Source organism: Thermoanaerobacter wiegelii Rt8.B1 (assembly GCF_000147695.2).
Taxonomy (GTDB): Bacteria; Bacillota; Thermoanaerobacteria; order Thermoanaerobacterales; family Thermoanaerobacteraceae; genus Thermoanaerobacter; species Thermoanaerobacter ethanolicus.
Map to the genome: position 1 here is coordinate 1,354,567 of NC_015958.1, position 21,915 is coordinate 1,376,481.

The 21,915-nt window shown below is 33.4% G+C and carries 21 protein-coding genes and 1 pseudogene; all 22 read right to left on the reverse strand.

Going from position 1 to position 21,915, the window contains the following annotated elements; translation table 11 throughout:
• Window positions 1-17 precede the first annotated feature (17 nt).
• Window positions 18-2,120, reverse strand: coding sequence for a polyribonucleotide nucleotidyltransferase (locus tag THEWI_RS06680; protein ID WP_014062883.1), 2,103 nt, complete (start codon window positions 2,118-2,120; stop codon window positions 18-20).
• Window positions 2,121-2,171: 51 nt separating this feature from the next.
• Window positions 2,172-2,438 carry a 30S ribosomal protein S15 gene (gene rpsO / locus THEWI_RS06685; RefSeq protein ID WP_014062884.1) on the reverse strand — a complete coding sequence of 89 codons (267 nt, stop codon included), beginning with the start codon at window positions 2,436-2,438 and terminating at the stop codon, window positions 2,172-2,174.
• 88 nt (window positions 2,439-2,526) lie between these two features.
• Window positions 2,527-3,476, reverse strand: a pseudogene (locus THEWI_RS15450) (bifunctional riboflavin kinase/FAD synthetase).
• A 15-nt stretch (window positions 3,477-3,491) separates the two neighbouring features.
• A complete protein-coding gene (gene truB, locus THEWI_RS06695; protein WP_014062886.1) occupies window positions 3,492-4,343 on the reverse strand; it encodes a tRNA pseudouridine(55) synthase TruB in 852 nt (283 codons plus the stop codon).
• A 3-nt stretch (window positions 4,344-4,346) separates the two neighbouring features.
• Window positions 4,347-5,300, reverse strand: coding sequence for a DHH family phosphoesterase (locus THEWI_RS06700; protein ID WP_014062887.1), 954 nt, complete (start codon window positions 5,298-5,300; stop codon window positions 4,347-4,349).
• Window positions 5,297-5,656 carry a 30S ribosome-binding factor RbfA gene (gene rbfA / locus THEWI_RS06705; RefSeq protein WP_014062888.1) on the reverse strand — a complete coding sequence of 120 codons (360 nt, stop codon included), beginning with the start codon at window positions 5,654-5,656 and terminating at the stop codon, window positions 5,297-5,299. Before rbfA ends, THEWI_RS06700 begins: the two co-directional genes overlap by 4 nt.
• Window positions 5,657-5,669: 13 nt before the next feature.
• Window positions 5,670-7,766, reverse strand: a complete 2,097-nt coding sequence (gene infB / locus THEWI_RS06710; protein WP_014062889.1) for a translation initiation factor IF-2 — start codon at window positions 7,764-7,766, stop codon at window positions 5,670-5,672.
• A complete protein-coding gene (locus tag THEWI_RS06715; RefSeq protein WP_003866751.1) occupies window positions 7,753-8,076 on the reverse strand; it encodes a L7Ae/L30e/S12e/Gadd45 family ribosomal protein in 324 nt (107 codons plus the stop codon). Before THEWI_RS06715 ends, infB begins: the two co-directional genes overlap by 14 nt.
• Complete coding sequence (gene rnpM / locus THEWI_RS06720) at window positions 8,066-8,338, reverse strand: RNase P modulator RnpM (protein ID WP_003866750.1); 273 nt, start codon at window positions 8,336-8,338, stop codon at window positions 8,066-8,068. Before rnpM ends, THEWI_RS06715 begins: the two co-directional genes overlap by 11 nt.
• Before the next feature lie 13 nt (window positions 8,339-8,351).
• Window positions 8,352-9,392: a transcription termination factor NusA gene (nusA, locus tag THEWI_RS06725; RefSeq protein WP_003869135.1), complete on the reverse strand. Its 1,041-nt coding sequence runs from the start codon at window positions 9,390-9,392 to the stop codon at window positions 8,352-8,354.
• A 21-nt stretch (window positions 9,393-9,413) separates the two neighbouring features.
• Window positions 9,414-9,869: a ribosome maturation factor RimP gene (gene rimP, locus THEWI_RS06730; protein ID WP_003869136.1), complete on the reverse strand. Its 456-nt coding sequence runs from the start codon at window positions 9,867-9,869 to the stop codon at window positions 9,414-9,416.
• Between the two features lie 125 nt (window positions 9,870-9,994).
• Window positions 9,995-14,218 carry a PolC-type DNA polymerase III gene (locus tag THEWI_RS06735; protein ID WP_014062890.1) on the reverse strand — a complete coding sequence of 1,408 codons (4,224 nt, stop codon included), beginning with the start codon at window positions 14,216-14,218 and terminating at the stop codon, window positions 9,995-9,997.
• Window positions 14,219-14,231: 13 nt separating this feature from the next.
• Window positions 14,232-14,852, reverse strand: a complete 621-nt coding sequence (locus THEWI_RS06740) for a glycosyltransferase family 2 protein (protein WP_014062891.1) — start codon at window positions 14,850-14,852, stop codon at window positions 14,232-14,234.
• Complete coding sequence (ispG, locus tag THEWI_RS06745) at window positions 14,852-15,913, reverse strand: flavodoxin-dependent (E)-4-hydroxy-3-methylbut-2-enyl-diphosphate synthase (RefSeq protein ID WP_014062892.1); 1,062 nt, start codon at window positions 15,911-15,913, stop codon at window positions 14,852-14,854. Before ispG ends, THEWI_RS06740 begins: the two co-directional genes overlap by 1 nt.
• Window positions 15,914-15,925: 12 nt before the next feature.
• Complete coding sequence (gene rseP, locus THEWI_RS06750; RefSeq protein WP_003869140.1) at window positions 15,926-16,924, reverse strand: RIP metalloprotease RseP; 999 nt, start codon at window positions 16,922-16,924, stop codon at window positions 15,926-15,928.
• A gap of 6 nt (window positions 16,925-16,930) precedes the next feature.
• Window positions 16,931-18,079 carry a 1-deoxy-D-xylulose-5-phosphate reductoisomerase gene (locus THEWI_RS06755; protein WP_014062893.1) on the reverse strand — a complete coding sequence of 383 codons (1,149 nt, stop codon included), beginning with the start codon at window positions 18,077-18,079 and terminating at the stop codon, window positions 16,931-16,933.
• A gap of 15 nt (window positions 18,080-18,094) precedes the next feature.
• On the reverse strand, window positions 18,095-18,874 hold the full coding sequence (locus tag THEWI_RS06760) for a phosphatidate cytidylyltransferase (protein WP_003869142.1): 780 nt from the start codon (window positions 18,872-18,874) through the stop codon (window positions 18,095-18,097).
• A gap of 19 nt (window positions 18,875-18,893) precedes the next feature.
• Window positions 18,894-19,643 (reverse strand): isoprenyl transferase, encoded by a 750-nt coding sequence (locus THEWI_RS06765; protein ID WP_014062894.1) that lies wholly within the window; start codon window positions 19,641-19,643, stop codon window positions 18,894-18,896.
• Window positions 19,644-19,690: 47 nt separating this feature from the next.
• Complete coding sequence (locus tag THEWI_RS06770; protein ID WP_003866737.1) at window positions 19,691-19,876, reverse strand: hypothetical protein; 186 nt, start codon at window positions 19,874-19,876, stop codon at window positions 19,691-19,693.
• The gene (frr, locus tag THEWI_RS06775; protein ID WP_003869144.1) at window positions 19,873-20,427 is read right to left on the reverse strand and encodes a ribosome recycling factor; all 555 of its coding nucleotides are present in this window, start codon (window positions 20,425-20,427) and stop codon (window positions 19,873-19,875) included. The genes THEWI_RS06770 and frr overlap by 4 nt, the downstream gene beginning before the upstream one ends.
• A 2-nt stretch (window positions 20,428-20,429) precedes the next feature.
• On the reverse strand, window positions 20,430-21,143 hold the full coding sequence (gene pyrH / locus THEWI_RS06780; RefSeq protein ID WP_039929376.1) for a UMP kinase: 714 nt from the start codon (window positions 21,141-21,143) through the stop codon (window positions 20,430-20,432).
• Window positions 21,144-21,260: 117 nt separating this feature from the next.
• Window positions 21,261-21,875 (reverse strand): translation elongation factor Ts, encoded by a 615-nt coding sequence (gene tsf / locus THEWI_RS06785; protein WP_014062895.1) that lies wholly within the window; start codon window positions 21,873-21,875, stop codon window positions 21,261-21,263.
• Between the last annotated feature and the right edge of the window lie 40 nt (window positions 21,876-21,915).

The following is a 21,915-nucleotide window of genomic DNA, read 5'->3' on the forward strand; positions in this document are numbered from 1 at the left end:
TGGGTCGGTTTATGCCTTTAGTTTCTTTCTTCTTCCTCTTCATCAGGCAATGCGTCTTTTCTTGAAAGGCTTATTCTTCCGAGTTTGTCTATATCTGTGACTTTTACCAATATGTTATCGCCAACTTTTACTACATCTTCTACTTTTTGTACCCGTTTTTTTGATAGCTTAGAAATGTGGACAAGTCCTTCTTTGCCAGGAGCAATTTCTACAAAAGCTCCAAAGGGTGTTATTCTAAGCACTTTTCCTAAATAAATTTCTCCTACTGCTATATCTTTTGTTATAGCCTCAATCATTTGCTTAGCTCTTTCGCCAGATCTCAAATCAGAAGCAGTAATGTATAACCTGCCGTCTTCTTCAATATCAATTTTTACTCCCGTTTCTGCAATAATTTTACTTATGGTTTTGCCACCAGGTCCGATTATTTCTCTAATTTTTTCAGGGTCAACTACCATCCTTATAACACGAGGTGCGTATACTGATAACTGTTTTCTCGGCTCTTTTATAACTTCTAACATTTTGCTGAGAATGTATAGTCTACCCCTTCTGGCCTTTTCTAAAGCCATTTTTAAAATTTCTTTGTCAATTCCAGGAATTTTTATATCCATTTGTATCGCTGTGATTCCCTTTTCTGTGCCTGCTACTTTGAAGTCCATATCGCCTAAAAAGTCTTCAATTCCTTGTATATCAGTGAGTACAGAAACTACATCTCCTTCCTTGATAAGCCCCATAGCTACTCCTGCAACTGGAGCTTTTATTGGAACTCCCGCATCCATTAAAGCTAAAGTACTGCCACAAACACTAGCTTGAGAAGTAGAACCATTGGAACTTAAAACTTCCGACACTAATCTTATGGTATAGGGAAATTCCTCTTCAGAAGGAATCACCGGTTCTAAAGCCCTTTCTCCTAAAGCTCCATGGCCAATTTCCCTTCTACCGGGACCTCTTAGAGGCCTTACTTCTCCAACACTGTATGGTGGAAAATTGTAATGATGCATATATCTTTTTGCTTCTTCATCTCCTATGCCATCTAAAATCTGAATATCTCCTAATGCACCTAATGTTGCTACTGTAAGCACTTGAGTTTGTCCTCTTGTGAAAATCGCTGAACCGTGAGTTCTGGGTAGCACTCCTACTTCGCACCATATTGGCCTTATGTCGTCAAGGCCTCTGCCATCTACTCTTATTTTTTCTTCTGTTATCATTTTTCGCATTTGTTCTTTCATTATATTGTAAAGTACTTCATCTATATCAGCAAGATTATCAGGATATTCTTCTTTAAAGTGCTCTAAAACTTCTTGTTCAACTTTATCTAAGTTGTCGTTCCTCTCTTTCTTTTCTGCTGTTCTTAACGCATTGTATATTTTTTCTGTTGCATAGGCTCTTACTTTTTCTTCTAGTTCTTTGTCTATTTCATGTAAAATTACTTCGCTTTTCGGAACACCTACTTCTTTAACTATTTCTTCTATAAACCCTATAATCTGTTTGATATATTCGTGAGCATACATTATAGCATCTAGCATAGTTTCTTCAGGAACCTCTTTTGCCCCTGCTTCCACCATTACAATAGCATCTTTCGTTCCTGAAACCACCAAATGCATTAAGCTTTTTTCTCTTTGCTCATGGTTAGGATTAATTATAAATTGCCCATCGACTAATCCTACTGCTACCGCTCCTGTAGGACCATTAAAAGGAATATCAGAAATTGAAAGAGCAACAGACGAACCAATCATTGCGACTATTTCTGGTTGTACGTCAGGGTCAACAGATAAAACTGTAGCTATAACTTGTACGTCATTTCTATAACCATGGGGAAATAAAGGCCTAATTGGTCTGTCAATTAACCGAGCAGAGAGAATTGCCTTTTCACTAGGTTTCCCTTCTCTTTTTATGAAACCACCAGGAATTTTACCGACAGAGTACAATCTTTCTTCATACTCAACGGTTAAAGGAAAAAAGTCAATTCCTTCTCGGGGTTCTTTGGAAGCACAGACAGTAACTAGAACGACAGTATCCCCGTATTTTACCCAAGCTGCTCCATTTGCTTGTTGAGCTACTTTTCCTGTCTGGACTAACAACTTTCTCCCGGCTAGTTCCATTTCAAAAGTTCGTTCTTCCATGTTATCCTCCTTTCGTAAAATTTTGTAGAAAATAGAGCGAGGTATCTCGCTCTATTTTCTTAAATCTAATTTTTCAATAATGGCACGATACCTCTCCATATCTGTTTTCATTAAATAATTTAACAGTGCCCTTCTTTGCCCAACCATTTTAAGAAGACCTCTTCTTGAATGATGGTCTTTTTTATGAACTTGCAAATGAGCATTTAAGTTATTTATTCTCTCAGTTAAAAGGGCAATTTGAACTTCTGGAGAACCTGTGTCAGTATCGTGGAGCTTGAACTTATTGATTATTTCTGCCTTTCTTTCTTTGTCCAGCACTTTTTTCACCTCCATCTTTTAGAATACGCCTTATGCATAGAATACCGCCGGAGATACGGATATCAAAGCATAAGGTAAATTCGCTATTTTATTTTATCACATAATGTTTCTGTTGTAAAATATTTTTGAAGTTTTTAGCATAATTAATATCTTTAAAAACTTGTTCTTTTAAGGCTTCTAAATTTTGAAATTTAATTTCATCTCTTATTCTTGTTATAAATTCAACTTCTAAATATTTATCATATAAATTTTCATTGTAATCTAAAATGTAAGATTCGACAGAAATGTTTTTGCCACCAAAAGTAGGCTTCGAGCCAACATTTGTGACAGCTATATAAAATTTGTCTTCTATTTTTACTCGCGTTACATATACTCCTGCTTTTGGCAAAACCAAATCTTCTGATATTTGCAGATTAGCAGTAGGGAAACCTAATTTTCGCCCAATTTCTTGTCCATGAATCACTTTTCCTCGCAAGGAGAAAAAACGTCCTAATAAACTATTTGCCTCTTCAATTTTACCGGATTTTATTAATTCCCTGATATAGCTGCTGCTTACTACAATACCTTCCCTTATAACTGGTGGGATAACATAAACTTTATATGAATATATTTTGGAATATTTTTTTAATGTATTTACATTCCCTAAAGCTTTGTAACCAAATCTATAGTTATATCCTACCACTGCTATTTTAATGTTTAATAGCTCTACTAAAATTTTTTTATAAATTCTTCAGCAGTTAATTTAGAAAAACTTTCAGTAAAGTCAAAAAATATTCCGTAATCAAGGTTAAATTGCTTTAAAATTTCTACCTTTTTTTGATAAGTAGTTATAAGCTCTGGTTGCCTGTCAGGGGTTAAAATTTTTGAAGTATGCTGTTTAAAAGTGAAAACAGCGCTCGCTAAGTTATTCTCTTTAGAAAGAGCTATTGCTTGCTTAATTAATTCCTGGTGACCTATATGAACTCCATCAAAATTGCCTAAAGCTATTACTTTGGCCTCTTTGTATTTTGATGCATTGCTTTCATCAACAATCTGCAAATTATCATTTCCCCCTCAAAGAAGTCTTTTTGGACGGATTTTGTTTCGCTCTAAAATCCCAATGCCGAGAAATTTACCATAATTATCATATAACTTCAAAAGTGAAGTTTCAATAGGATATCTATTTTGAATAAATTGGCCTTTTAAAATTTTTTCAGCTTCCATTTTGTTTAATTGTACAGAAGGTAATTCAATAAACTTATCTATTGGCTGCAATAATACTTTCTTTTCCCTTATTTCTTCAAGAGTATAAGCATTTTCTATTTTAAAAGCACCAACCTCTGTTCTTATCAACATAGACATATATCCCGGCATGTTTAATTTTTCGCATATATCTCTTACTAAAGCTCTCACATAGGTGCCTTTAGAACATTTCACATCTATTAATACCCGATAAGGTGGTTCATATTCAACTAATTCAATATCATATATGGTAACCTCAATAGGTGGAATATCAATTGTCTTTCCTTCTCTTGCATATTCGTATAACTTTTTTCCTTTTATTTTCTTTGCAGAATACATTGGAGGAATTTGTTTTATTCTCCCTTTAAATTCATTTAAGACTTGCCTTAATTCTTCTTCCCTCAGAATCCTTACAGGTCCGCCTTTTACAATTTTGCCACTTTTATCCAAAGTGTCTGTAGTAAAGCCAAAGGTTATTTCAAATCTATATCTTTTGTCGTGCTCAAGAAGATAAGAGACAAATTTAGTGGCATTTCCTACACAAACAGGCAGTATTCCTGCTGCATCTGGGTCTAATGTTCCTGTATGGCCTACTTTTCGTATATTATAGATTTTCCTAATAAAATCTACAACATCATGGGAAGTCATACCAGGGGGCTTTAAAATATTGAGTACTCCTTCCAATTTTTATCCCTCTAACTCTTTGAATATTGCCTGTAAAATTTTTTCTTTGGCTTCTTGGATATTTCCTTTGATGCTACATCCAGCAGCCCTTACATGTCCTCCACCGCCAAAAATATTCGCAATTTTATTTACATCTATTTTTTCTTTTGACCTTAGACTAATTTTTATCTCTTCTTCTTTTTCTACTAATAGTACTGCTACTTCCACTCCTTCAATATTTCTAGCATACGTGATAATATTTTCTATATGTGAAAGGTTTGTGTTTGTTTCTTGGAAATCCTTTTTTAAAATTTCCATATAAGCAACTTTTCCGCCCTTATATAATGTAAGACTATTTAAGGCTCTTCCTAAAAGTTTTGCTTTGTTGAACTTGAGAGTATTAAAAACTTTATCTCCTATTTCTTTAAATTTAGCACCATTGTTTATTAAGTCCCCAGCTATTTGATGAGTTATAGAAGTAGTTGATTCGTACATAAATCCACCACTATCTGTCAAAATCGCTGTATAGAAACTTGTAGCTATTTCTTCATCAAATTCTACTCCTAACAATTTAACAATTTGATAGGCTATTTCTGCTGTCGCTGCTGCGTTAGTATCTACATAATTCAATTTGGCATACAAAGTATTTGAAATGTGATGGTCAACATTAATAGTTACAGCAGAAGTTTTTAAAAGTTCTTTGGTATTGCCCAATCTTTCTTCATCAGCACAGTCAAAAATCAAAACCACGTCTGCCTCTTTATAAAATGGTCTTGATATTTTATCTACATTAGGAACAAAGTTGTACATTTCAGGGATTTCGTCATCTATGAATACATCTACTTCTTTTCCCATTTTTTTTAATACTTTATACATTCCTGTAACAGTGCCTATAGCATCTCCATCGGGTGCAATGTGAGATACTACAATTACACTTTTAGCATCTTTTATGTGATTTATTGCATCAATTAATATCAATTACCATCACCCTCTTGCTTGTTTAGTTCTTTTAATATTTCAGAAATATAAGCTCCGTATTCTATTGATCGATCCAATTCAAAGATAATTTCAGGAGTATATCTCATTTTTATTCTTCTTCCAATTTCGTGTCTGATGTAGCCAGCTGCACTTTTTAGCCCTTCAAAAGTTTCTTGTTTATCTTCTTCACTTCCATAAATACTTACATAAACTTTAGCATATCTCAAATCTTTAGTAACTTCTATGTCAGTTATACTAACCATTGCTTTAATTCTTGGGTCTTTAATTTCTTCTAAAATCATTTTACTTATTTCTCTTTTCATTTCTTCTGAAAGTCGACTATTCCTGTACTGCATTATACTCATCCTTTCAACGAGGAATTTCTTCCATTTGGTAAGCTTCTATTATATCCCCCTCTTTAATGTCATTGAACCTATCTATACCTATACCGCATTCAAATCCTTGTTGTACTTCTCTTACGTCGTCTTTAAACCTCTTTAAAGAAGCAATTTTACCTTCATAAACTACAATACCATCCCTTACTACACGTATATCAGAATTCCTTAAAATCTTACCACTTAACACATAGCATCCAGCTACATTTCCTACACCAGGTACTCTGAAAACAGCTCTAACTTCTGCTCTTCCTAGCTCTACTTCTTTATATTTTGGCTCCAACAGACCTTTCATAGCAGCTTTGATATCTTCAATAGCCTCATATATAATTCGATAAAGCTTTATATCTACCTTTTCTTTTTCTGCGAGATTTTTAGCGTTAGTCTCTGGTCTTACATTGAAACCTATTATTATGGCATTAGAAGCTGATGCAAGCATAACATCCGTTTCAGTTATTGCGCCTACTGCTCCGTGTATTACCTTTATTCTAACTTCTTCGTTGCTTAAGTCTTCAATGGATTTTTTTAGTGCTTCTACTGAACCTTGAACATCCGCTTTTATGATAATATTTAACTCTTTTACACTACCTTCCTGTATTTGACTAAATAAGTCCTCTAATGAAACTTTTTGCTTGCGTTTAAGTTCCATTTCTTTTTGAAGTTCTTTACGTCTTTCTGCTAATTCTCTTGCTTTTTTCTCGTCCTCTACTACTATAAGCTTATCTCCGGCTTCTGGTACTTCAGAAAAGCCCAAAACTTCCACTGGCATAGAAGGCCCTGCTTTTTTAATTCTTCTGCCTTTATCGTCAAACATTGCCCTTACTTTTCCATAAACAGTACCTGCTAAAATAGCATCTCCTATTTGCAAAGTTCCATTTTGCACAATGACAGTTGCAACAGGACCCTTTCCTTTTTCTAACTTTGCTTCTATTATAGTGCCTCTTGCTGGCTTATTTGGATTAGCTTTTAAATCTTCCATTTCAGCAACCAGCAAAATCATTTCTAAAAGATTATCTATACCTATATTTTTCTTAGCAGAAACAGGTACACAAATTGTATTTCCTCCCCATTCTTCTGGCACTAAACCTAACTCACTTAGCTCTGTCTTTACCCTATCTGGATTTGCAGTCGGCAAATCTATTTTGTTTATGGCTACAATCATAGGTACATTGGCGGCTTTCACGTGGTTTATTGCTTCTACTGTTTGAGGCATAACACCGTCATCTGCGGCTACTACTAGCACGACAATATCTGTGATGCTGGCTCCCCTTGCTCTCATAGCAGTAAAAGCTTCGTGGCCGGGTGTATCTAAAAAGACAATTTTTTTATCATTTATCTCAACTACAGAAGCTCCTATGTGCTGTGTAATTCCTCCCATTTCCTTCATAGTGACATTTGTATTTCTGATGGCATCCAATAAAGAAGTTTTACCGTGGTCCACATGTCCCATTACAGTGACAATAGGAGGACGAGGTTGCAAATCTTTTTCATCATCGGGCGTTTCTTCTAATAACATTTCTAATTCATCTTTTACTTCCTCTTTATCTACTAAAAATCCATATTCTTCAGCAATTTTAGCTGCATTTTCAAAGTCAATTTGTTGATTTACTGTAACCATTATTCCTTTTGCAATTAACTTTTTAATTATCTCTGTAGGATTAACTTTCATTTTTTCTGCTAATTCTTTTACAGTCAAAAACTCAGGAATAGTGATTATTTTAATTTCGTCCTCTTCTTTTTCTTCTGTTAAAACCGCTTTTTTGTTATTCTTCTTATTTTTTTTGCCACCTTTTTTAAAACTCTTTTTATAAACTCTTTCTTCTTCTATGTCTTCTAAATTGTCCTCAAATATATCTTCTTCTTCCTTTTGTTGATTGACTTCTTCTGTTTGTTGTGTTTTGTCACTTAATAAGTCCATTATCAATTCTACTTCTTCATCTTCCAATGTGCTCATATGATTTTTAACTTTTATATCCAAATCGTTTAATTTGGATATAAGGTCCTTACTAGATAAATTTAATTCTTTTGCTAATTCATAAACTCTTGTTTTAGACATATTATTCACCTCCATAATTTTCCTCCTTTGCAGCATCTAATAATACATTTGCTAATCCTTCATCTGTAATACCAATTACCCCGACCATTTCTCTTCCTATAGCTTTTGCCAATAACTCTTTTGTGGAATATACAATGTACGGGACTTTATTTCGTTCACACATTGTAGCAAACTTTTTAAAAGTATTCTTTGACACGTCGGTAGCCAATACAACTAAAAAAACTTTCTTAAGTTTAAGGTATTTATCCACACTATAATTACCAGAGACAAGTTTACCCGCTTTTTTACTTATTCCGAGCATAGAATGAAATCTGTCATTCTTCATCCTCTATCTCCCTCTTTAATTGTTCGTAAATTTCATCAGAGATCGGTACTTCTAACGCTTTTTCTAACCTTTTGTTTTTAAAAGCTTTTTCAAGACAATTTATATCTTTGCAAATATAACAACCTCTTCCCGGCACTTTACCTGTTAAATCCACCTGTACAACTGAATCTTTCGCTCGTCTTACAATGCGTATTAATTCCTTTTTTGGTTTCATCTGCTGACAGCCTAAGCACATTCTCATTGGAACCTTTTTGGTCTTCATCTTTTCACCTCACTTAACTTTTTACCATTGATTCGCTTTTTATGTCTATTTTCCAACCGGTGAGCTTTGCCGCCAGCCTCGCATTTTGTCCTTCTTTTCCAATTGCTAAAGACAATTGATAATCAGGTACAATTACTCTTGCTACTTTTTCTTTTTCATCTAAAATTTCTATACTCAAAGCCTTTGCTGGACTTAAAGCGTTCATTATAAATTCTTGAGGTTTTGAACTCCACTTGACTATATCTATTTTTTCTCCTTTTAGTTCATTGACAACAGCTTGTACTCTTGCACCTTTATATCCAACACAAGCTCCTACAGGGTCCACATTTTCATCCCTGCTAAAAACCGCCATTTTTGTCCGTGAACCAGCCTCTCGGGCAATGCTCCGTATTTCCACTATCCCTTGTTGAATTTCTGGGGATTCCAATTCAAACAATCTTTTTACAAGTCCTGGATGAGAACGAGAAATTAAAATCTGAGGTCCTTTAGTAGTCTTTTTTACTTCTACAATATATACTTTAACTCTGTCTCCCGGTGCAAAAGTTTCCCCCGGGATTTGTTCTGATGGGCCTAATATAGCCTCTACTCTTCCTAAATTAATTAACACATTTTTTTTGTCAACCCTAGTTACAATACCTGTTACTACTTCTGTTTCTTTGGCTAAAAACTCTTCATAAATTACATTTCTTTCAGCTTCTCTAATCCTTTGAATCACAACTTGTTTTGCGTTTTGTGCTGCAATTCTGCCAAAGTTTTTAGGAGTTACTTCTATATCAACTATATCTCCTATCTGATATTTTTTATTTATTTTTCTCGCTTCTTCTAAACTTATTTCTAGTAGGTCATTGTAGACTTCTTCTACTACCGTTTTTTGTGCATAAACTTTAACATCTCCTGTTTCTCTATCCATGACAATTTTAACGTTTTGAGAAGTTCCATAATTTTTCTTGTAAGCAGAAACTAAAGCAGCTTCTATTGCTTCAAACATTGTATCTTTTGGGATACCTTTTTCCTCACAGATAGAATTTAAAGCTTCTATGAATTCTGCGTTCATTATTATTCTCCCTCCTTAATTTTAAAACTTTATTACTGGTTTAACAAGACTTACATTCTTCATATCAAATTCCTTTCTTTCTCCATTATAGAGAATAATTATTTTATCACCAGTAAACTCTATAAGTTCACCTTCAAACTTTTTTCTCTTATCAATAGGGGCATATAGGGAGATTTCTATTTCTTTTCCGATATTTCTTTCAAAATCTCGAGGCTTCTTAAGAGGTCTATCGAGACCTGGAGAAGATACTTCTAAAATATAACTGTGTTCTATTGGGTCTACTTCATCTAATCTATCGCTTAAATACTCGCTAACCAATTGACAATCATCTAAAGTAATACCTCCTTCTTTATCTATATAGACTCTCAAATACCAGTGGCTTCCTTCCTTTTTGTATTCTACATCTACCAGTTCAAAATTATTTTTTTCTAAAACAGGCATTACTAAATCCTTTGCAATCTGTTCTATTTTGGACATATCCTTCTCCTCCTAAAACTTTTTATTTCTCATTATATAAACTAAAGAGTGGGAAAACCCACTCTTTGTGCAAAAAATCTATGTTGACATAACAATTATAGCATACACCTTTTACCAACGCAACACTAAAATAAACTTAATTGATTAGATTCTGGCAAATCGGTTAAACAGCCATACTGTTTTAATATTTCTATAACTGTTTTACTGACCTTTGTTCTGTTTCTAAAATCTTCAACAGATAGAAATTTGCCATTTTCTCTTTCTTGTGCAATTGTTTTGGCTGCTTGTATTCCTACTCCCTCTAAAGAATTAAGAGGTGGTAGCAATCCTTCTTCAGTAATCAAAAATTTGACTGCATCAGATTTATATAAGTCTACATTTATAAACTTAAATCCTCTTAGGTACATCTCTAAAGCTACTTCTAATACTGTTAAAAGGCTTTTTTCTTTAGGACTAGCATTATTTCCTTTCGCTTCTATCTCTTTTATAGCATTTTTTATGCTGTCTTTCCCTTTTAATACAATGTCTAAATTAAAGTCATCTGCTCTAACAGTAAAGTAAGTAGCATAAAAGGCTTCTGGATAATGAACTTTAAAATATGCAATTCGAAATGCCATTATTACGTATGCCACGGCATGGGCCTTAGGAAACATATATTTTATTTTTTGACAAGACTCAATAAACCAATTGGGAACACCGTGTTTTTTCATTTCTTCTATTTCTTCTGGTGCCACACCTTTGCCCTTTCTTACATTTTCCATTATTTTGAAAGACAATTTTTTGTCCATGCCTTTGCTTATCAAATAAAGCATTATGTCATCTCTTGTAGATATTACTTCTTTTAACGTAGCTATTCCTTCTCTTATTATATCCTGAGCATTGTTAAGCCATACATCAGTGCCGTGAGAAAGTCCGCTTATGCGTACTAGTTCTGCAAAAGTAGTAGGATGAGTGTCAATAAGCATCTGTCTTACAAACTTTGTTCCAAACTCGGGTAATCCTAAAGTACCCACAGGAGTATTTAGCTCTTCAGGATCTATTCCCAATGCTTCTACGCTGGTAAATAAACTCATAGTTTTTTTATCATCTAAAGGAATCTCCCTTGCATTAACGCCGGTTAAATCTTCAAGCATTCTGATAACTGTAGGGTCATCATGCCCTAAAATATCCAGTTTTAAAAGCCTTCCGCTTATTGAATGATAGTCAAAATGAGTTGTTATAACATCAGTGTCTTCGGCATCAGCAGGATGCTGTATTGGAGTAAAGTCATAAATGCTCTTGTCCTTTGGCACTACCATTATTCCACCTGGATGTTGCCCTGTAGTTCTTTTTACCCCTGTACAGCCTATAGTGAGTCTTTTGATTTCTGATTTATGAACTATTAAATTGCGTTCTTCAAAATATTTTTTTACATATCCATAAGCAGTTTTATCTGCTAAAGTTCCAATAGTACCTGCTCTAAAAACATGACCTTTTCCGAAAAGTTCTTCTGTATACTTATGAGCAATAGGTTGATATTCCCCAGAAAAATTAAGGTCTATATCTGGTTCTTTGTCCCCTTCAAAACCTAAAAACACTTCAAAGGGTATATCGAAACCATCTTTTTTCATCAAAGTGCCACAGTCAGGACAAGTCTTATCCGGCATGTCCACACCACAACCATAGCTTCCATCAGTTATAAACTCGGAATACTTACAATTTGGACAAACATAATGAGGGGGTAAGGGATTTACTTCTGTTATTCCGCTCATAGTAGCCACTAAAGAAGAACCTACAGAACCTCTAGAACCAACCAAATACCCATCTTTTAAAGACTTCGACACTAATTTTTGAGCTATAATATACATAACTGCATATCCATTGTTAATTATAGAATTTAATTCTCTATCCAAGCGATTTTGTACTATTTCCGGCAAGGGGTCGCCGTATATTTCATGAGCCTTATCTAAAGTAAGCTTTCTTAATTCCTCTTCAGCTCCTTCTATCACGGGAGGGAATGTTCCATCTGGTATGGGTTTTACTTCTTCTACAAGGTCAGCAATTTTATTAGGGTTATCAATTACAATCTCTTTCGCTACTTCTTCTCCTAAATATTCAAATTCTTTTAGCATCTCATCAGTTGTTTTAAAATACAAAGGTGGTTGCCTATCTGCATCCTTATATCCTTTTCCTGCCATTAAAATTTTTCTGTATATATTATCCCATGGATCTAAAAAGTGTACATCTCCTGTTGCTACTACTAATTTATTGTATTTTTTACCTAAAAGGTAAATTTTTCGATTAATTTCTCTTAATTCTTCTACGCTTTTTACTTCTCCTTTTTCAATTAAAAACTCATTATTTCCAACAGGCTGTACTTCTAAATAATCGTAAAAAGAAATAATATTCTCTAGTTTCTTTTCTTCTAAGTTAGATACAATCGCCCTAAAAACTTCCCCTTGTTCGCACGCAGAACCAATGATAAGGCCTTCTCTCATACTAATAAGTAAACTTTTGGGAATACGAGGTGTTCTATGGAAATATTCTAAATTTGATTTAGAGATTATTTCGTATAAATTTCTCAATCCTTTTTGGTCTTTTACCAAAATTGTAACATGATAGACAGGAAGTTTACGTATGTCAACTTCACTTTCCCTTAATATGGCATTTATATCTTTTACTTTTTTTACTCCTAATTCTTTTAACCTATCAATAGTTTTTATAAATATTTCAGCTGTAGCTCTAGCATCGTCTACTGCTCTGTGGTGATGTTCCAATTTTACCTGCAAGTGTTCAGACAGTGTATCTAGTTTGTAATTTTTCAAATCTTTATATAAATGCCTACTTAGTTCTAAGGTATCTAAAACCGCATTGTTTACATTTAAATTAAATTTTTTAGCTTTAGATTTTATAAAAGACACATCAAAATTTGCATTATGAGCCACTAAAACACTGTTAGAAGAAAATTCCAAAAAATTAGGTAATATTTCTTCTATAGAAGGAGCATCTTTAACTATAGATTCGTCAATTCCAGTAAGTTTTGTTATAAAAGAAGAAATAGGAATTTTAGGATTAACAAAAGTTTCAAAGGTATCTATTATTTTACCTTCTTTTATTTTCACTGCACCAATTTCAATTATTTCATCATTTATATTGGAAAGACCCGTCGTTTCTATATCAAAAACAGTAAATTCATCTTCTAAGGTGGCTTCTGTATCTCCTGTTACAATAGGTACACCATCATCCACTAAATAGCCTTCTACCCCGTATATGACTTTTACGCCGTATTTATAAGATGCTTCCATTGCTTCTGGAAATGCCTGTACAACTGCATGGTCTGTTATAGCAATGGCTTTGTGCCCCCATTTTGCTGCTCTTTTAATAACTTCTGTTGCAGAGGCCACTGCATCCATACTGCTCATTTGAGTATGTAAGTGAAGTTCCACTCTTTTTTCTTCACTTAAATCTTTTCTTTCTTTTGGAGATATCAACTGCAGGTCTTTTAAACTTATTACCAAGTCTCCTTCATATTTATCGTAGAAAACTTTCCCTCTTAATTTTACAAAACTGCCTACTTGGATATTCTCTTTTAAAGAATTATACTTTTCCTCAGTTAAAAAGGCTTTTACAAGGATTGATGAAGTATAATCAGTTATATCAAAAGTCATTAAAATTTTGGACTTTAATTCCTTAAATTCGAGAGAAAAGATTTCACCTTCAATTATTGCTTCTTCTGTTTCTGCAGTAATATTTTTAATGGATATCGCTTCAGCTTTTATTTCTTTTCCTAAAAGTACTTGGAAATCTTCTTTATCCTCCATTTTTTCTGTTGTTTTGCCGGTTTCTTGCTTCTGCCCGCTTTTAGTGATTTCTTCAATAACTTTTATATCTTCTTCCATTATTATTTTTCCCATTGTATCTTCAAACTCTTCTAAAAGGACTACATTTATTTCTGCTTCAAACCCATATTTATCCTTTAGAAATTTTTTAAGAACAAAATCAATGTTATTGCTTTTTATAAATTGATAGACTATTTCATTGGGAGCTTTAATTATTATCTTTTGATTCTCTGTTACTACATCACAGGTTTTTAAAAAACTAAGAGAAGCAGGGTATTCTTCACTTAGTTTTAAGATTATTTCCTCAAAATTGTCTAATATGTCCTGAAGACTATTAAATTTTTTCTCCTGTTCTACTACGACTTCTACTTCTTTAATTAAAGGAAATTTATTAAACAAAAAATCCTGGAATTTTCTTATCTGAGAATTTATGTTATTATTGGGAGATACGCTTACAATTAATTTTCTCTCTTTTTTTAACAGTTTTACTTTTTTTATTTCAAATTCCTGCGGAAAAGATGCTGGAATCATCAAATCCCTCTTTCTAAATCCACATTTTTAAAATATCAAAATACATTTTTAATCGCGCATAAAATCCTCTAATTAATCCCAGCTTTTCTTCTTTCATGACATGACTCATATTCTCAAGAGGCACATTTACCACTCTTAACTTATTCTTTTCAGCATGTCTATTTAAAGCAATTTCTACTCCGAATCTACTGATTTCCATCTCTTCAATGTTTTCTAAAAACTGCCTTTTTATTGCCCTTTGGCCTGACAAAAAAGGTGCTATTTTTTGCGCAAAATCTGTAGATTTTCTTCCACCAGAAAAAATTCCAATTGTCATATCTGCTTCATTTTTTAATACAGGAGATACAAGATTAAAAAAATGTTTCTCAGTAAGTCCAATTAAATCGGCATCTAACATAACGATAATATCACCTTTAGAATTATCTATTCCTGCTTTTAACGCTTTTCCTTTCCCTTGATTTTTTTCTAAATCAACAAGTTTTACATTGTATTTTAGAGCTTGTTCTTTAGTGTCATCTGTAGAACCATCATTTACAACTATGATTTCATCAATCAGGTCTATTGTTTCTAAGACTGACAAAACTCTCCCAATATTTTTTTCTTCATTAAAAGCTGGGATTACCACAGAAATCATTAAGAATCCTCCTCAAGTAATTTTTCAATTTCTTTCATCAATTCTTCTATTAATTCTTCTTCTTTAACTTTTTTATAAACCTTTCCTTTTTTAAAAATAACTCCTTCTCTATCTCCTCCTGCTATGCCTATATCAGCTTCTTTCGCTTCCCCTGGTCCATTTACAACGCATCCCATAACAGCAACTTTTAAGGGCTTTTTAATATTCGTCGTCCTTTTTTCTACTTCTTCTGCTAACTTTATCAAGTCAATTTTTGCTCTGCCGCAGGTAGGGCAGGAAATAATTTCGACTCCTTCTTTTAAAAGACCTAAAGAGCGTAAAATATGTCTTCCTACTCTCACCTCATGGACTGGATCACCTGTTAGAGAAACTCGTATTGTGTCTCCTATTCCTAAATAAAGCAATGTTCCTATTCCTATAGCAGATTTTATAGTGCCAGCTTCAATGGTGCCTGCCTCTGTTATGCCTACGTGCAATGGATAGTCTACTTTTGAAGAAGCGAGTTTATAAGCCTCTATAGTAAGGGGTACATTTGTAGTTTTAAGCGAAATAACTATATCATAAAAGCCTAACTTTTCTAAAATTAAAACATTTTTTAAAGCGCTTTCTACAACTGCTTCGGCGGTTACTCCCTTGTATTTGCTTAATATTTCTTTCTCCAAAGACCCGGAATTTACCCCTATTCTAATAGGAATGCCTCTTTCCTTTGCTATTTCTACCACTTTCTTGATATTTTCTTTTTTTCCTATGTTTCCAGGATTAATTCTTATCTTGTCTGCTCCATTTTCAATCGATTTTATTGCAAGGCGATAATCAAAATGAATATCTGCTACCAAAGGAATATTTATATTTTTCTTTATTTCTTTTATTGCTTCAGCTGCTTCCATATCCGGAACAGCAACTCTTATAATATCACAGCCTTCAGCTTCTAGTCTTTTTATCTGCTCTATTGTTTTTTCAATATCGTGGGTATCCGTGTTAGTCATAGACTGAACTAAAATTGGATTATTTCCTCCAATTTTTTTATTGCCTATTTTGACTTCGCGAGTAATTTTTCTCATTTTTATCACCTTTTAAAAAATGCGTAGAATATCCCTATAGGTTGCAAAAATCAACAAAGCAATCAACAGTAAAAAACCTAAATAATGAATATAGCCTTCTTTTTCAGGTGGCAAGGGTTTACCTCTTACTGCTTCTGCTAACACAAACAAAATCCTTCCACCGTCTAAAGCCGGTAGTGGCAATAGATTAAAAAGGCCTAAATTTACGCTTATAAGAGCGGAAAAAGCTAGTAAATTTATAACACCTGTTTTAGCGACTGTTCCAACAGCTTGAACAATTCCCACAGGTCCCATAATATCATTGACAGAGACTTTTCCGGTTACTAACATTACAAGAGACAAAATAATAAGTTTCGAAAAATATATTGTCTGATTGATGGCAGTTTTAAAGGCAAGAGAGATAGAACGCTCATAGTCTGGAACAATTCCTATCATTACCTTTGAAGCGTTTTTATCAAAAATTGGTTTTACTTGTTTTTGTAAAATTTGATTTCCCCTTTGAATTTCAATTGTCAATACTCGCTCTCCATTAGAACTTATGGCTTTCTCTAACTCCTCCCATGTATTTATCTTTGTATTATTTACCATTACAATTTTGTCCCCCGGCAAAATTCCTGCTTTTTCAGCGGGATAGCCTTCCATTACGGATTTTACCTGTGGTATCGGACTTCCTATATTAAAAAATACAATAAAAAGCAATAAAAAAGCTAATAATATATTCATTAAAGGACCTGCAGCAAAGACAGCTAACCTTACAGGCCAAGGCTTATTTACTATAGCCCGCGGGTCATTAGATTTTTCATCTTCACCTTCTAAAGCAACATAACCACCGAATAGCAATGCTCTAAAAGAATACTCTGTTTCTCCGTATTTCTTTTTAAAAAGTCGTGGACCAAAGCCAATAGAAAATTCATTTACTCTAGCTCCAGAAAGTTTTGCAACGATAAAATGTCCAAATTCGTGAAACATTACTAAAACGCTTAAAACAATTATACTTATCAATATTGTCAAAATGTATCACCTCATATATTTTTTTGCTATTTTTTCCTTAACCTCTTTATCCACATTTATTATATCATCTAAAGTGGGATTTTGTATATTATTATGTTCTTTCATGCTCTCCTCTATGATTTCAGCTATTTGTAAAAATTCTATTTTTTTATTTAAAAACAGTGACACAGCTATTTCATCAGCCGCATTTAACACTGTAGTCATCGTGCCGCCAATTTTTAAAGCCTCATATGCCAACGACAAACATCTAAAAGTTTCTAAATCGGGTTTTTCAAAAGTTAGCTGAGTTGTAATAGAAAAATCCAAAAAATTTATTCCATTTATGTAATTGCGAGTAGGATAATTTAATGCATACTGAATAGGTATCCTCATATCGGCAGTAGCCAATTGTGCAATTACACTACCATCTATATATTCTACCATTGAGTGAATTATACTCTGGGGATGCACAATCACATCAATTTTATCTTCAGAAATGTCAAAGAGCCATTTTGCTTCTATTACTTCAAACCCTTTATTCATCAAAGTGGCAGAATCTATCGTGATTTTTTTCCCCATTTTCCAATTAGGATGATTTAGAGCCTCATTTACAGTTACTTTTCTCAAATCTTCTTTTTTCTTCCCCCTAAAAGGACCTCCAGAGGCTGTTAAAATCAATCGAGATACTTCTTTTTTGTCATTTCCTCTTAAACATTGGAGTATAGCAGAGTGTTCACTATCTACAGGTAAAAGAGTTATATCCTTCTTTTTTACCAAATCCATCACAATTTGTCCAGCTGTTACAAGTACTTCTTTATTCGCTAAAGCGATATCTTTTCCCCTCTGGATAGCTGTAACTGTTGGAATAAGGCCAGCAATCCCTTCTACGGCTACCACCACTAAATCGGCATCGTACTTCACAATTTCTTGAAGCCCTTTGCTGCCAGTTAGAATTTCGACATTTTTCTTTAGATTCTCCCTTAATTGGTTAGCTTTATCTTCATCTTTTACTGCTACAACTTTAGGATTAAATTCTCTAATTTGTTTCGATAAAAGTTCTACATTGTTATAAGCTGTAAGTCCTACTATTTCAAAATTTTCTCTAAAATTTTTTATTACGTCTAATGTTTGTGTACCGATAGAACCAGTTGAGCCGAGAATTATTACCTTTTTCATGAAGTACATCCCTTTCTAAATTAAGTACTGAAAAATAAAGTATATGAAAGGAGAAACAAATAAAATACTATCAAATCTATCTAAAATTCCTCCATGGCCAGGAATTGTATTTCCAAAATCTTTAATGTAACAATTTCTTTTTATAAAGGAAGCAATTAAATCTCCACATTGAGCAATCAAACTGCCAAATAAACCTATAATTACAGAAAGATATATACTGACATTCGATTGAGGAAATAACCAAACAAATACAGCACAGCTTATGGTAGAGCCTATGATTCCTCCAATCGCTCCTTCTATCGTCTTTTTGGGACTGATTGTAGGAGCAAGTTTGTGCTTTCCAAAAAATCTACCGGTAAAATAGGCAAAAGTATCTGTCATCCAAGAGACTATAAAAACAAACCATACTATGTACATTCCTTCAGGCATTTCTCTAAGTTTTTGTATGTACAAAAAGAAAAGAGGTATATAAATGATTCCCATTAAAGTTAGAGCGTAATCTTTGAGATTATATTTTTTATTAGTCAAAAACAGCAAAAAAAGCATCATTGTGATTATAACTAATACATCTACTTTTGCGATTTTACTTTCTAAAAAATATAAAAGGATTGCTGACAAGTATCCAAAAATTTTTACAGGCCGTACCCCAATATTTTTTGTAGCATTATAAAATTCATTAAGTCCTAATATGCTTACTAAAACTAATGCAATTTTAAGCATATTTCCCCCTTTTATTAAAATGAAAAATAAAATTGGCAAGCCTACTATCGCACTTATAACTCTTGTTTTTAGCATATTTATTTACCACTCCTTACTATACTCCCCCAAATCTTCTTTGGCGAGTTTGGTAATACAATATTGCTTCAATAAGATGTTCTTTGCCAAAATCCGGCCACAGTACCTCTGTAAACCAAAGCTCAGAATAAGCAGATTGCCATAATAAGAAATTGCTCAATCTTTTTTCTCCACTTGTTCTTATTATAAGATCTGGATCTGGCTGGTTTTTAGTATACAAATTTTCACTTATAGTTTGTTCTGTAATTTCCTCAATGGACAATTCTTTATTTAAAATCTTTGTGCAAATTTTTTTCACAGCCTTTACTATTTCATCTCTTCCGCCATAATTTAACGCTATATTAAGTACAAGGCCAGAGTTGTTTTTTGTTACATTTTGCGCCCGATCTATTTCAATTTTACACTTCTGTGGTAAAACGGAAATATCCCCTATGAAGTTAATCAATACATTATTTTTATTCAATTCATCTACTTCTTTAGAGAGATATTCAACGAGTAAATCCATTAAAAAATTTACTTCTTCTTTAGGTCTTTTCCAGTTTTCGGTTGAAAAAGCGTACAAAGTTAAATATTTTATCCCTAATTCTCTAGAAGCTTTTACAACCTCTCTTACAGCATTAACACCAGCTTTATGGCCATAAAATCTCATCATCCCTCTTTTTTGAGCCCATCTTCCATTTCCATCCATGATAATACCTATGTGAATAGGCAATTTATTTTTATCAATCTTGTCACTCAACTCTCTATTTTTTTGTCTAAAAAACACCATTTATTTTCCTCCTCATTTTATAAGGGCACCCCCTCGTCAGAGGGGGATTAAATTCTAATAACAGTAATTTCAAGAATGTTATTTTGTTCTTTTATCCTGGCAACTTTTAAACGAGAACCCTCATATTTAAAAATAGATTTTGTCTCTACAACGTTAAATTTTAAGTCCTTAGGTAATTTTTCTATTATTTTATGTAAATCCATCCCTATGAAATTATTATAATAATCTGTCAAATTTCCATTATCTCCTTTTCTTTAGCTTCCACCGCTTTGTCTATCTCTTTAATATATTTGTCAGTTAATTTTTGAATTTCTTCTTCTCTCTTTTTTCTTTCATCTTCCGAAATTTCGCCGTTTTTTTCCATCTTTTTTACAGCATCATTAGCATCTCTTCTTATTTGCCTTACTGCTACTTTTGCCTCTTCTGCTTTTTTATGAACTAACTTTACCAATTCTTTTCTTCTTTCTTCAGTCAATTCAGGAAAAACTAATCTTAACACTTTACCGTCAGAAACTGGATTAATTCCTAAATCTGATTTCTGTATTGCTTTTTCAATATCGCTTATTTTTGAAACATCCCACGGTTGTACAACTAGTACTCTTGGCTCCGGAGCTGTAATGGTGGCTAATCTGTTAAGAGGAGTTGGGGTACCATAATAATCTACCATAATTCGGTCAAGTAGTGCAGGATTTGCTCTACCTGCTCTTATAGCAGCTAATTCGTTTTTTAAAACGCTCAAAGATTTTTGCATTTTTTCTTCGCTAGCTTTTAAATAATCACTCATACTTAAACCTCCTTCACTATTGTACCAATATCTTTTCCTGTTACTACTTTCTTTATATTTCCGTAGGTAGTAAGGTCAAAAACTATGATTGGTATTTTATTGTCCATGCATAAAGAAGTTGCTGTTGAATCCATTACTCCTAAACCTTTGTTTAAAACATCTAAATAAGATAATTCTTTAAATTTTACAGCGTCTTTGTATTTATTTGGGTCTTTGTCATAGACTCCATCTACTTTTTTAGCTAATAGTATGACCTCCGCATCTATTTCTGCTGCTCTTAATGAAGCAGCAGTATCAGTTGAAAAGAAGGGATTCCCTGTCCCAGCAGCAAATATAACAACTCGTCCTTTTTCTAAGTGTCTTATTGCTCTTCTGCGTATATAGGGTTCTGCAATTGCTCTCATCTCAATAGCAGTCTGAACTCTTGTAGGAACTCCCCGTTGCTCTAAAGCATCTTGCAGTGCAAGAGCATTAATTACAGTCGCAAGCATTCCCATGTGGTCTGCAGTAGTTCTGTCCATCCCAATACCTTCTCTTCCACGCCATATATTTCCTCCGCCAACTACAAGACCAATTTGAACTCCCATTTCTTTCACTTCTTTTATCTCGTCTGCTATTCGATTAACTGTGTCAAAATCGATTCCAAATCCTTTATTTCCTGCCAAAGCTTCTCCTGAGATTTTCAGAACTACTCGCTTGTAAACAACTGACAACACAATAACACCCCATTCTTATAAGTTCTATAAAAATTTTGAAAATCCTTCTTAATCTTTTAAGTAATTTATAAAAATGGGACACAACCGTGTCCCTATGTGGTTGCCTATTTAATTTTATTACTCATTTGAGGAAGTTTCAATACCTTCTCCTCTTTCAAATCTAACAAATCTTCTTATTACAATATTTTCTCCTAATTTTGCAATCGCCTCATTTAGCAGATCTTTCACTGTCTTTTCTGGGTCTCTAATGTATTCTTGTTCTAACAAGCAATTCTCTTTGTAAAATTTTTCAATACGTCCTTCAACTATCCTATCTACGACATTTTGAGGTTTCCCTTCATTTAACGCCTGTGCTTTTAAAATTTCTCTTTCTTTTTCCAAAACAGCTTGTGGCACATCTTCACGGGAAATATACTTTGGATTTGCGGCAGCTATTTGCATGCATATTTCTTTAACAAAATTTTTAAATTCATCGGTATTTGCAACAAAATCTGTCTCACAATTTACTTCTACTAAAACCCCTATTCTTCCACCACTGTGTATGTAGGCATCAACTAAGCCTTCATTAGCGACTCTACCTGCTTTTTTAGCAGCAGCAGCCAATCCTTTCTCTCTTAAAATATCTATGGCCTTTTCCATATCTCCATTTGCTTCCATTAAAGCTTTTTTACAATCCATCATTCCAGCGCCAGTTCGTTCTCTTAATTCTTTTACAGCTTGTGCTGATATCATCAGAAAAAACCTCCTTAGATAATGATAAATGATATACAAT